This window comes from Lysinibacillus sp. NPDC056185 (genome assembly GCF_047737915.1).
GTDB lineage: Bacteria > Bacillota > Bacilli > Bacillales_A > Planococcaceae > Lysinibacillus.
Genome location: NZ_JBLLLQ010000011.1, coordinates 60,055 through 75,387, shown reverse-complemented (window position 1 = coordinate 75,387; position 15,333 = coordinate 60,055). Strand labels below are relative to the sequence as shown.

Here is a 15,333-nt window from a genome sequence, read left to right as displayed (position 1 = left end):
GACTGCTGCTGAAAGAAGTTAAAAAGTAAATTCTAAATCTTCTTCGTTTAAATCATTAGATATTACACCATTGTAAATATTCGATAATTCCCCCTCGGTAATCAAGTCAATAGTTTCGATCTTTATATCCAGATTTTTTGATGTTAAATGTATAATGCTCTTAAAGTATTCTATAATTTTCTCAATTGTTGATTCTTTAAATAATGACGTTGCATAACTTAAATTAAACAATAATTCTCCTTCTTTTTCCTGACAAGCAATTGTAATGTTGAATTTTTCTGTATTTTCTTTGAAGGGATATGATGTAACTCTTAAATTATCTAGTTCTATTCTATCTTCCTGCATATTTTGAAGAACGAACATAACATCAAATAATGGATTTCTGTTTAAATCTCCCACCACACCTACCTTTTGAACCAACACATCAAATTGATATTCTTGATTATCAAAGGCCATTAGTGTCTTCTCTTTTACAATGTTTAAATAATCTATGAAATTTAATTCATTATCTACTTTTGTTCTAATTGCTAAAGTGTTTACAAACAAACCAATAACATTTTCCAAATCCTCTGACGTTCTTCCAGAAACAGGCGTTCCAACAACTATATCTTCTTGTTGGCAATATTTTGATAATAAAATATTTAAATTTGCTAATATAACCATGTACAGCGTGCTACTAGTCTTACGTCCTATTCCTTTTAAATTATCTGTGATAGTTTTATCTATTTTAAATTCGATGTTATTTCCTTTAAAGTCTCGTTTACTTGGCACAGGATAGTCCGTAGGGAATTTTGTTTCAGGTAACCTCCCTTGATATTCTCCTAACCAATATTTTTCTTGTTTTTTTAGTTCTTCACTTTTTAATATCTTTAATTGCCAAGCAGAGAATTCCTTATATTGAATTTTTAATGATTTCAACTTTTTGTCTGAGTACAAATCACTAAATTCTTTTGTTAATATCGCAACCGAAATGCCGTCAGATACAATATGATGAATATCAAAAATAATGATATTTCTCTCTTCCTCTACATTTATTACTCCAACTCTAATAAGAGGAGGTATTTTTAAGTTAAATGGCCTTATAAAATTTGCTACCTTTTCTGAAATTTCATCTTCGTTTTTGACTGTTAGCATTTCAATTTTAAACACTAAATCATCTATTGGTTGAATTTTTTGTACTATGTCTTCATCAACAATTTCAAAACTGGTTCTTAATGATTCATGCCTTTCTATTAACTGTCTTATTACTCTATTTATTATATTAAGATCGAGTTTGCCTATTACTTCTATAACCTTTGGCATATTATAAACCGTTCCATTATTTCTCTCTTGTAGCAGATACATTCTTTTCTGTGCAGAGGAAGTTCTATAATATTGTTGTTTAACTGTTAATTTTTCTATCTCTTCGTATTTATTCTTCTCCACTTTGCTAATATATTTAGTGAGTTCTTTTATATTTTTAGCCTTAAATAATTCTTTTATTGGTATTTTTACATCTAATAACTTGTGAATTCTGCCTACCAATATTGTTGCATTTAATGAATGTCCTCCCAAATCAAAAAAGTTGTCATTTATACCTATTCTTTTTACCCCTAAAATTTCTGACCAAATTTCCACTAAATTTTCTTCCATCTTATTTCGTGGAGCAACATAGTTATTTGAAATTTGATCTTCTTTATTTGGATCAGGTAAGGCTTTTCTATTTATTTTTCCATTTGAATTTAGTGGCATTTCTGCAACTTCGATAATGAATGAGGGTATCATGTAGTCAGGCAAGGTTGCTGATAAATAATCTTTAATTTCAGATGTATTTAATTTTCTATAACAGGTTACATATGCACAAAGATACTTTTGAGTATTTTGATCAATTTTCCCTACAACTACTGCTTGTTTTATATTTTCAAGACTCAATAATCTATTTTCTATTTCTTCAAGTTCTATTCTATATCCTCTAACTTTTACCTGATTATCTATCCTCCCTAAAAATTCTATTTCTCCATTTGATAGCCATCTTGTTAAATCTCCAGTTTTATATATTTTCAAACCTTTTTCAAACGGACTTTCAACAAACTTTTCCGCTGTTAAATTTTCTTTATTTAAGTAGCCTCTTGCTACTCCATCTCCACCTATACATAATTCTCCCGGAACTCCTATAGGCACTATTTGCATATTTTCATCAAGAATATATACTTGAGTGTTATTTATTGGTTTTCCAATAGTAAGGTTGTTGTCTTCATTTACATAAAGTTTGCTTGTTGACCAAATAGTTGTTTCAGTAGGTCCATATACATTAAAAACTTTTAAATTATCGTTTCTATCTAATTCTTCAACTAAATTTTTAGGAACTTCTTCTCCACCAATTAGCACTGTTTTTAATTCTTTTATTGATTTTTTAAACTTATTACTTTCTAATAAGAATTTTAATCTGGAAGGCGTACATTGCATTACCTCCACTTTATTTGCAACAATTACTTTTGATAATTTATCTCCATCAATTACTTCTTCCTCATTTACAATTACTATTTTCATTCCTTGAGCAAGTGGTACTAAAGTTTCTAAACCAAAAATATCAAATGAAATTGTTGTAATACATAATATATTTTTATACTCATTTAGGCCTGTTGCAGCTACAATGCCATGTATAAAATTATTTACTTGTTTATGTTCAACCATTACTCCTTTTGGATTGCCTGTTGAACCTGAAGTATATATCACATTTGCTAAATCATGTGAGTTATTTACTATACTCAAATTATTATCATCCAAAGAATAACAATCTTTACTAATATTAATAATACTACCAGTAAACTGTAAATCATCTTCTAATTCCTTGGCTGTTATTAAAATTTCTACACCTGAATCCTCGAGCATATACTCTATTCGACTTCTAGGAAGATTTATATCAATTGGCAGATACGCTCCACCTGACTTTAAAACCCCCATAATACCAATGATCATATGAATGGATCTTTCTACAAATATCCCTACTATCGAATCAGCTTTTACCCCTTTTTCCCTAAGAATCCTTGCTACTTGATTTGATTTTCTATTCAATTCATCATAAGTTAATTTATCATCCTTACATACAACTGCAACTTCATTAGGAACTTTTCTTACTTGCTCTTCAAATAATTGTTGAATTGTTTTGTTTTTAGGATAAATTACCTCTGTATTGTTAAAATCTTTAATAATTTTTTCCTTTTCATTATCTGTCAAAAGTTGAATGTCAGATATGGATAAAGCACTATCTTTAATTATATTTTTTAATATTGTTATAAAATATTTTCCCCACAATGTGACACTATCTTCTTTTAATAAACTAGTTTTATAATTCAAATTAACGTTAAATGCCCCATTGTCCTCGAGAATTTCCAATGTGAAATCAAACTCGGCTATTTTTGATTTATAATCATATGTTTTGATTTCAACATTATCAATGCTAAACATTCTCTCGTCTATATTCTCGTATATAAACATGACATTTATTAATGGGTCTCGCTCACCATTATTTTCTGTATTTAGTTTATTAACAAGAAAATTAAATGGATAATTCATATGAGCATAAGCCTCTAGAGAACTTTGTTTTAACCTACTTAAAAATTCAGTAAATTTCATTTCGTTAGAAATTTGATTTCTCAAAATAATTGTATTAGTAAACATACCAATATTATTATCAAATTTACTATTCCCTCTGTTAGTAACAGGTGTGCCGATTATTATATCCTTCGTTTTTGAAAGCTTGTAAAGTAATACCTTAAATGCCGCAGCTAGTACCATAAACAGTGAAGATTCAGTTTTTTTCGCAAACTGTTTAAGGTCAAAAACCAAATCTGATTCTATCGGCATTTTTACAGTATTACCTGCAAATTGATTAATCGAATAATGGTTGTGATCAAAAGGAAGATTTAACTTTTCTCTTTCACCTGATAATTTTTTTAACCAATATGTTTCATTTTCCTTTATTTCCTCAGAATTTAAAAATTCTTCTTCCCATAAGACATAATCTGAATATTGGTTATAAATTGGCTCCAGATTTTCACCTGAATATAATTTTATTAGTTCTTGACCTAATATATCTAATGAACGTCCATCAGCTATTGTATGATGTAGATCTATTAACAATATTTCCTTTTCCTGTGAAGCTTTAATTAGAGTTACTTTAAACAATGGTCCTTTTGATAAATCAAATTTACTAATATTCTCCTTGATTAAATCATCTAAACTCTGAGATTCTTGCTTTTCAACTTCATTAATTTTAAAATCTATTTCCTCTATAACCTCTTGAACAAATAGATCTTCTTCAATGTATAATTTTGTTCGTAAGCTTTCATGTCTAGCTATTATCATTTGGAACACAGTCTCTAATTTTTTTATATTTATTCGACCTTTTATTTCTAATGTCCCTATTATATTATATGGATCATTCTCATTTATTAGAATAGTTGAGAAAAGCCTTTTTTGATTTAAAGTCATTGGAATTACTTTATGATTCGGAAAAATATTTTTTACTTTTTTTAATTTTGTTTCTTCTGAAAACTCAAAACCACTTTCTCTTAATTCATATATACTTTCTTTTATTTTACTTATTATTATTTCAATATCCTTATAGGAAATTTCTGTATTGAAACAACATGTTCTTCTTTCCCACGTATAAATACCTTTATAATTTAATAAATAAAAGAATAAATCCATTTCTATTGGAAACAATGATGAGTCATATTTTCCATATGATTCAAATTTGAATTGTGAACCAAAGTAACTTATTCTCATAGGAACTCTTTCTCTTCCAAAAAACTCGTTTACTTCTTCTACAAATACCCTCGTTTTTTCATTTACTTCCATTTGTAAATCATTGCCTTTTTCTTTCAAAAGAGAAAGTACCGCATACGCAGCCGCCATACTAAGAGGATTTTTACAAAATGTCCCAGCGAAAGTTACTGTTTCTTTATCTGGTATAGAGTTATCTCCAAATGACCAGCTTCCTCCGTCTATGCTATCTAAATATACCTGCTTGCCGGCTACAACACCTATCGGAAGTCCACCACCAACTATTTTTCCATAAGTAACTATATCAGCTTCAATTCCGAAATAAGCTTGTGCTCCACCCGTTTGAATTCTAAATCCATTTAGCATTTCATCAAAGATTAAAATAATACCTAATTCTTCTGTTAATACTCTTAATTCTTTAAGGAATTCTTTCGGCTGAAAACCAGGTCTTCTACTTTGTACAGGCTCTACTAATACAGCTGCAATATCATTTTTATTCTCTTTAATATATTCTAATGACTCTTTAGACCCGTAGAGTAAACTTACCGTATCTTTAATATTTCCATATGTTGAACCTAATGAAGTAGGATACGGACCTTCTTCATCTGTATCTGTTAGAATACCATCAAACGTTCCATGATAGGATCCAGAAAATTTTACAATCTTTTCTTTTCTTTTGCATGCTCTAGCAATTCTTAAAGCAACCATTACAGCTTCTGAACCTGTATTACAGAAGGCAACTCTTTCTACTCCGGTTAAATCTTTTATCAATTTAGCTACTTTCCCTGCTAAATCACTTTGCGGTCCTAATTCAAAGCCCTTCTCTAATTGAGCTTTGATAGCATCCGTAATAAATGGAGGATTGTGCCCAAAATAATGGACTCCATATCCTATTGCTAAATCTATATATTCATTTCCATCAATATCCCAAAACCTTGTTCCTTGGGATCGTTTGGATATAATCGGATAAAGTAATTTTTTTAATGTCATCCTAAAATTAAGTGAATTTATCCAATCCGAGAATACAGTATTATACTTTTCTGCATGATTTTTTGAGCTTTTTGTTTTAGTATTATATTTTAAGATAAAATCATCTACAAATTTTTTTTGCATATTATTTAATGAGTCTTCTTCAAAAATCATGGAGTTATTATTTATTTTAGGGAAAACACTCCTTGAATTGCTTGCTGGTTTAGCAGAAAATCCCTTTCTACTTATATCCATCAAATTTTCTAACTGGGCATGGATATCCTTAATTCGGTTTTCCATATTATTTAAATAATTAACATTTTCCGCATTCTCGTAATCAGTATTTTCACATGAAATATTTGACTGTTGTTTTACAGTGCTCTGTTTAAACATTTCTGATTTAGGTAAATGTTTTTCTATATATTCAGCAATTAAACCTACTGTGTTCAAATTTAATAAGAATTCATTTATAGAAATATTTAATTTATATTTATTATCAATATGTTTTTTAAAGTTTAGTAATAATAAAGAATCAAAACCTAATGAAAATAAATTATCTTCACGGTTTATCTCCTCTATATTCAATCCAGCTATAATATTAATTATATTTTTTATCTCTAACTCTATATCGTATAAACTTAAAGAAGAGTTCTCTATTATAAGAGTATTATTCCCAATGGAGCTATTCGATTCACCCAATTTTTCTGAATTTTTATTCAACACGAATTCTTTGTAGTTCTTCTTATTCTTATTTAAATCAATCCAATACTTTTTCCTTTGAAAAGAATAATTAGGGAGTATTACCTTCTCCTTTTTATATTCTTTGTAAAAGGATTTCCAATCAACCTGTACACCATTTAAATATAATAGAGATATAGAATCAAATAGTTGCTTATATTCATTTAAGCCTTTTCTTAATGACGGTAAAAATAGCGCTTCACCATTAATACATTGATTAGCTAATCCACAAAGTGTTGCGTCGCCACCTATTTCAATAAAAATATCGCTTTCTAATTCCTTGGCCGTTTCCATTGCTTTATAAAAATTAACTGTATTGGATAAATGATTGGACCAATAGATTGCATTCCCAAACGTGTCTTTATTTTCTTGCTTTCCAGTTATAGAAGATATAAAAGTTACGTTATTTTCCGAATATTTCACATCACTTATTTTTTCTTTATAACTATCGATAAATTCCTTCATTAAAACCGAATGAAATGGATGTGTAATATTTAACTCTTCTATAAACACTCTTTGTTTTTTTTGGATGATTTCAATAACTTTATCTACTTCTTCACTAAGCCCTGATATTGTTACATTTTCAGAAGCATTTATAGCTGCAATTGAAACATTTTTACATCCACTCTCTTTTATTGACTCGCTTGCAACTTCCACACTTGTTAGTACACCTACCATTTTCCCATCAATATCTAGGGTATCCATTAACATACCACGATGAGCAATCATTTTAATTGCATCATCTAAACTTAAAATTCCAGCATAGCAGGCTGCAGTGAATTCACCTATACTATGTCCAATTACTGAGTTTGCCTTAATACCCAAAGACTCCCAAATTTTGGTTAGTGCATATTCAATAGAAAATATAATCGGCTGCGAATAAATAGCTTTATTCAATAAATCATTATCATTTTCTCCATAAATAATATCTAAAATATTGAAATTTAAAATTTTATAAAATTTTTCATTACATAAATCTAGTGTTTTTTTAAAACCCGATGATTTTTCATATAATGTTTTTCCTATATTCTTATAAATTGATCCTTGACCAGTAAATAAAAACGTAATATTATTCATTTTAAACTTGGAAGAATCATTTTTAAAATGATCAAATTTATCAAACATATTTAATATATCGGCTTTGCTTGATCCATTAGCAGCAAAACGATAATCCATATGACTCTTACAAATATTAGAACTGTAACATATATCACCAATTGACTCATTAGATTTAGACAAATATTCTTTCATATTTATGATAGAATATTTCAATGCCTCTTCATTTTTAGCAGATAAAGTTAACAAGTGATAAGGCAATTCCTTCTCTTCGATATTTACTTTAACTAATGGTGGTTCTTCAATAATTGCATGGGCTAAAGTACCTGTGAATCCAAATGCACTAATCCCCGCTCTCCTAATCTTTTCTCCAGGTTTCCACTCAACAAGTTTATTGACTACTTGTAAATTTCCCCAATCGATTTTAGAACTTTTTTTATTGAAATGGATATTAGGCGGTAGCTGATTATGTTTAAATGATTGGATTATTTTTATTAAACCAGCCATTCCTGATGCGGCTTCTAGATGAGCAATATTGGTTTTCACTGCTCCTATTAACAAGTCATTTTTCTTATCTTTAAATATTTCATTTAGAGCTTGAACCTCAATGGTATCACCTAAAGGGGTGCCCGTCCCATGCGTTTCAATATAATCAATATCATTTATAGTCATTTTAGCTTGAGTTAAAGCTTGTTTTATTACTCTTTTCTGTGCACTTCCATTTGGAGCGGTCATCCCATTTGTTCTTCCATCTTGTCCAACCGAAACGCCCTTTACGATTGCATAAATTGTATCGTTATCTGCTTTAGCTTCGGATAACTTTTTTAGTACTATGACGCCACATCCCTCGCCTCTACCAAAACCATCTGCATTCTCAGTAAATGTTTTACATCTGCCGTCTGCAGCTAATCCGTGCTGTTTTGAAAGACCAATGAATGACTCAGGAGTTAATAACATATTAGCTCCCCCAACAATTGCTAATGAGCATTCGCCCTTTTTTAGACTTTCTACGGCAGCATTTAAAGCCACTAACGAGGACGAACAGGCTGTGTCAAATGTTACCGCAGGTCCTTTAAAATCATAGAAATAGGATAATCTACCACTGGCAGCACCATAGGTTATACCGCCAACAGAATAAGGCGTTATTTTTTTTTCATCACCTGAGAACATATGAGCCCTAAAATAATCACTAGAACTAATTCCTACAAATACTCCCGTATTACTCCCACGTAACTTTTTTATATTTACCCCAGAATCTTCAAGCGCCTCCCAACTTACCTCTAACAATAATCTTTGTTGTGGATCTATAGAGCTTGCTTCTACAGGAGAAATTTCAAAATGTCGATTATCAAATTCATCAACAGGGACATTTAAAAATGCCCCGTATTTCGTATACATCTTTCCAATTTCGTCTACATTATCACTATAATATTCTTTATAATCAAAGCGATCCTTTTTAATTTTTGTTACAGTATCAATCCCATTAGAAAGAATATGCCAAAACTGCTCTGGATTATTTGCACCTCCAGGAAATCTGCAACCGTGTCCTACTATAGCTATATCATCATCTTGGTTTTTTTTAGATAATTCTTCGATTTTCCTAGCTGCTTTTCTCAAAGCTTCCTTGTATTTATTCGTTTCTTGTTCCACAACCATTCCTCCCTTTTTTAGTCTACTAAAGACTCTATTTCTGCTAAAAGGTCATCTATAGTTTCAGAAGCATTTAAGCCGTCATTATTTATGTCATTTTCACTAGTCTCTTCTTCGAAAGATAAAACTTCCATAAGCAGATAATCATTTAACTCTTTTAAAGATGGATAATTGAAAAATACAGAAATATCGAGTTCTTTGCTTGTTAATTTATTTATTTCATTTCTCATAGAGAAAATCATTAATGAGTCCGCTCCCTGTTCTGTTAGTGACTGATCTAATACTAAAAGGGATGCATCATCAAACCCCATTAAAGTCGCTGCAATATTTTTCAATTTTTCTTGTAAATAATCATATCTTTCTGAAAACTTTAACGACCTTAAAACTGATAAGATATTAGCCTCACTATTTGTCTTGTCTTTTTTTCTATTAGTAACATCATCTAAATTTATTAGTTTTGATAAAAATGTAGTCATTTCTTCTAATTTAGTGTTTTCATTATATAAATCCCAGTTCATGTCAGCGACCAGAATAGAAGAATGATTTTCATTAAGTAATTTATCAATCATTTTCATCCCTAATTCTGTACTAATGCTATAAATTCCTTGTTTCTCTATTCTTTTCATATTCTCTTCATTTCTAGATGCCATACCTATCTCAGACCATGGTCCCCAACAAATCGATATTGCAGGTAAGTTTAATTTTCTTCTATATTGAGCAAAGATGTTCATAAAATAATTCGCGGTTGCATAATTTGCTTGACCTATATTTCCTATTACAGAAGCAATGGATGACATCATAACGAAAAAGTCCAACTCACAATTCCTTAATGAATGATGTAAATTGTATGTTCCAAAAACCTTACTCATAAACATTTGCTCAAAACTTTCCCATGTTTGATCTCTTATAAGCCTATCATCTAAAATACCAGCTGCATGAACTACGCCTTTTATCTCTGGGAAATTCCTGGTAATATCAGATATTAAAGCAGAAATATCTGATTCTTTACTCACATCAACCTGACATATAAGTACTTTTATACCTCTTTCTTCCCAACTCTTTACCTTGTCAAGAATATCCCCCTTGGGCTTATTTCTGCTTAACAAAACTAAATTACGTGCCCCTTTTTCTATTAAATACTCTGAATAGAGCATTCCGATACTACCCGTTCCCCCAGTTATGAGATACGTTGCTTCAGACTTTATTGCTATATCAAGATTTTTATGTTTTTTCTTAGAATAGGTATTTTTGACCAATCTCGAAACATATCTCTTATTATTGTTTCTTAAACAAACTTGTTTCTCATCGTTTGTTATTATTTCTTTTATAATTACATCATCAATTTCCTTATTGATCATGCTACTATCAACGTCAATGATTCCTCCCCATAATGGATTAAATTCTAGTCTAATAACTTGTGAAAAGCCCCATAAAGTTGATTGATAAATAGAAATTGGACTATTGTCTAAATCATGCACGTTATTAGTTATTACTTTTAAGTTCATTTTTTCAACTAAATTCAAGTCAGTTATGGCTTGTACAAGATGCAATAATTGACTGCAAGCTGTTTTTTCTTTCAATGTCTCTAAAGTTATTTGATTGATGCTTTCTTCATTAGATTCAGAAATAAATAAAATGTTAAACTTTTCATTATCAAATTTATATACTATGTCTTTAAATAGTGTGTAAAAATCTTCTTTTTCGTTATCGGAAATGCAATAGGTATTATCATCCAGTTCCATTAAATTTTTACCAGACAGGACTTTAATAGAATCCATTCCAAGTAAACTCAACTTGTCATATATTTTATTGCAGATTTCGTTATTATTTGAAAAAATAATGAATTTTTCATTATTTTTAAATTCAATATTTCCAAATGATTTTTCCACCCATTCAACGTTATAAAGCATTTGATCGCCACTATAGTTTAGTTCCTTTAGTAGGCTTTTTCGATCTGTGAGTTTTGCCATAATGTTTTCTATCTCAAATACGATCTCACCTTTTTCATTATAAACAGCAATATCTCCAATAACCCCTTCTTTTTGATCATTATTAACCTTTACATGGCACCAATAACTTTCTGCATCTTTATAGTAATACTTAATTTTCCCTAATGAGATGGGAATTGTTGTTTTAAGCACATCTGTTGTCTTTTCAGAATTCATTTTCCTACTTAGTTCAGATACAGCGAACACAGATTGGAATATAGAATCTATTAAGCCTGGATATAATGTATATGATTCTTTATTTGGAATTTCTATCTTCGGATCAATTAAGCAGACCCCTTCACTTTCTCCCCTCCATACTCTCTTAATTCTTTTAAAACCTTCGCCTAAATTAAAGCCAAATTTGCTCATTACATCATAGATATTGAAACCTGATAAGTCTTCCGGAAACATATTTTTTAGATCATCTATATTTATCTTTTTCTCAGAGGTCTCGTCCTTTATTACAGTTAAACTTCCTTGACAATGTGTAGACCAATCTCCATGTTCCGCTTTACTGTCTTTACTTATTATTTGAAACTTCTTTCTTTCTTCATAGATATCTTCTATTAATATTTGCACTGTTCTTTCATCACCCTTACTTGCTATTAAAGGTGAATGGAATTCAACATTTTCAATAATACATACAGATGATTTATAATAATCTTCAATAATTGATACAAGCATTGACATATGCGCAGCAGCAGGAGATATTGCCGTGTCAAAAATAATATGCTCTTTCATAAAGTATGGAGAATTCATTGTAAAGGAGTTCTGATAAACTAAACTATTTTTTAATTGTGGTGTACTAAATCTCTGCCCAATAATTGGATGATAATCATTCCTTATTTGATCTGGTAATTTTTTTTCATGAGAACACACCGGTTCCATCCAATATGGTTTTCGTTCAAATGAATACGTAGGTAATTGAACTCGGTTATATGTTTTATTAATATTTGTTTCGAACTTATCCCAAAGTACCTTTACACCACTACAATACAGTTCCCCTAAACTATAACTGATTTGTTCCCAGTCACTTTTCTTCATATCTAAAGAGTTTAATAATTTTATTTCTCCCCTTAAAGATAATTTTGACAAGGCACATAAAGTTTTATTTGCTCCAACCTCTAAAAATACTTTATCCTCTGCATCCTTTATTGAAGTAATAGAATGATAAAAATCAACCTTTTCTTTAATATGATTTGTCCAATAATTAGCATCTAAAATCTCTTCTTCCCCTATTGCTCTTGCAAAGGTAGAAGAAATATAGTTCACACTTGATTGATTAAATTTCACCTGTGAAGCAATCTCTTTGAAATCCTCTAAGATAGGTATCATCAAGTTTGAATGGAATGCATGGGAAACATATAATCTAGCTACCTTTATTTTTTGTCTTTCAGCTTCTTTTGCAAGCTCTTCAATAGCATTTTTCTCACCTGATACAACAATATTATTTTCAGCATTATAAATTGCTAGAGATAATGCATCATCATATTTTTCTATTAATTTATTCACTGTATTTTCATTTGCATAGATAGATAACATAGCTCCTTCTCCAGGTGCTGAATCCATTAGTCTTCCTCTTATTGCAACTAACTTTACTGCATCATTTAAATTCATTATTCCTGCTACAACAGCTGCAGCATACTCTCCTATACTATGCCCTATAACAACACTAGGTTTAACACCCATTTTCTCCCACATTTTACAAACAGAATACTCAATTGTGAATATTAGTGGTTGTGCATACAAAGTCTTTTCCACTTCTTCATTTGTACATTTTCCACTATAAATAAGATCTACTAAAGATTTTAAAAGAAATGGTTTAAATAATTTATCACATTCGTCAAATACTTCTCTAAATGTTGGGTTATTATCATATAATTCTTTTCCCATCCCTACATATTGGGAACCTTGACCTGTAAATAAAAATACAACCTCTGTTTCTTTTTTGAATTTTATTGGTTCATTTATATTGGTAGAAATACCTATTTTATTTCCGTTAATTAAATAAGCTTCCATCCTATTCATTATTTCTTTCTTTGTTCTTCCAGAAACCGTGAATCTATAATCAAAATCAAATCTAGATATATTATTTGTATAAACAACATCTTTTATATTTACACTATCACTCTTCATATAATTCAAATAATTTCGAATATTATCCTGTAATGATCTCTCACTCTTTGCTGATAGCTTTAAAATATAGATTGGGTCACTACTGTTTTTTATTACTGTTTTTATCTTTGGAGGCTCTTCAATAATAATATGAGCATTCGATCCCCCAAAACCGAAACCGTTTATTCCCACTCTTCTTATTTTCCCCTCACTTTTCCAATCAGAGTTACTTTCCACCACTTTTACCGGGGATTTATCCCATTGAATAAATGGATTTGGGTTTTCAAAATACAAGTTTCCAGGAATTACATCGTTTTTAAATGATAAAAGTACTTTTATGATACTAGCCATACCCGCAGCTGCTTCTAAATGCCCAATATTTGATTTAACTGAACCGATTTTCAATGGGTTTTCTTTCGTTCTATTTTTACCGTATGTTTCAACAACTGCTTTTACCTCTATTGGATCTCCCAGTTTTGTACCAGTTCCATGCATTTCAATGTAATCAATATCCGATTCATTTAATCTGGCATCATTTAATGCCTTTTTAATAACTTTTTCCTGAGCTAAACCATTTGGTGCCGTTAATCCATTACTTTTACCATCTTGGTTTACTGCGGTACCGCGAACTACACCTAATATATTATCATCATTTTTTTCAGCATCTTTTAATCGTTTTAAAATAATAACGCCAGCACCTTCTCCTCTGCCATATCCATTAGCAGATGCATCAAAGCTTTTACTACGTCCATCTACAGAAATAGCTTCTAATTTAGAAAAACATACATGAACAGCTGGAGAAATCATCAAATTAGCTGCTGCTACTACTGCAGTGTCTACTTCACCAGCTTCCAACGCTTTACATGCAACATGTAAAGCTGTTAAAGAAGAGGAACATGCTGTATCAAGGACCATTGAAGGCCCCTCAAAGCCAAAAGTATAGGATATTCTTCCACAAGCTGTACTAAAAGTTGTTCCAGTTAGAGAATATGCATCTATTTTACGTAAATCTCCTGATTTATAATGTGCAAATGAGTATTCTTCTCCCGCAATACCTACATATACACCAGTATTACTACCAAAATAATTACCTATATTTATCCCTGAATTTTCAAAAGCTTCCCAAGTTAGCTCTAATAGCATTCTTTGTTGAGGATCTAAAGCATAAGCTTCTTTTGGAGATATATTAAAAAATTTCGCGTCAAATTGTTCTATTGGAATATTTAGGAAACCACCTTTTTTTGTATATAATTTTCCAGGTTCGCCTTTATCCGGACTATAGAATTTTTCTATATCCCATCTCTCTTCTGGCATATTGGATATACCATCTTTTCCATTCATTAATATATCCCAAAATTCCTCCGGACTATTTCCTCCTGCTGGGAAACGGCAACTAACTCCAACAATAGCTATAGAATCTTTGTCAGTAGCATTTAAATCACTGTCTAAAAAATTATTAACCGTTGTTTCTTCTTTATTTAACTCATTAAATAAATAATCCGTATATTCATTTATATTCGGATATTCAAATAACGAGGAAACTTGAATGTTAATACCAAATCTTTTCGAAACTTTTTCAATAAATAATGGGATATCTATAGAGGCAAGACCTAAATCAGTAAAAGGCTCATCAGAGTGAGAAATATTTAAATCTAATATATCCTCAATCAAATCTACTAAATACGTTAAAATATTTTGTTTTGAATATTTTAAATTTTTTTCCATTAAATACATTCCCTTCAGTTAAGATATTTTATCTAAGACTAATTCACTTACTGTTTAAATAAATTTGATATACCTTATTTTTGTTTTTAACAGAAATTTCAAAAATTTCCTCTACATTCAAATAATTCTGATTATTATTAAGAATAAAAAAGGCTAAGAATATATTTTCCTCCTTAAAGATCGATATAGAAAATAGGTCATCTAAACTTACCTTTGCCTTTTAGATGAAAATTTTATTTTACGACTTTGTAAGAAGAAAAAATTCTAAGCACTTAGCATAACTTTTAAAAACATTAAATTTTAAATATCACTCACCACCATCTTT

2 protein-coding genes are annotated in these 15,333 nt (G+C 30.1%); both read right to left on the bottom strand.

All coding sequences use genetic code 11. The annotated features are described in order from the left end of the window. Window positions 1–18: 18 nt before the first annotated feature. Entirely contained in the window at window positions 19–9,180 is a 9,162-nt protein-coding gene (locus ACMZ42_RS12945; protein WP_415731712.1) for an amino acid adenylation domain-containing protein, read from the bottom strand. Between the two features lie 17 nt (window positions 9,181–9,197). Next, entirely contained in the window at window positions 9,198–15,008 is a 5,811-nt protein-coding gene (locus ACMZ42_RS12940; protein ID WP_415731711.1) for a type I polyketide synthase, read from the bottom strand. Between the last annotated feature and the right edge of the window lie 325 nt (window positions 15,009–15,333).

What these genes read in the sequence shown, in the direction of transcription:
- ACMZ42_RS12940 (WP_415731711.1), bottom strand. Translation starts at nt 15,008, where the DNA reads ATGGAAAAAAATTTAAAATATTCAAAACAAAATATTTTAACGTATTTA.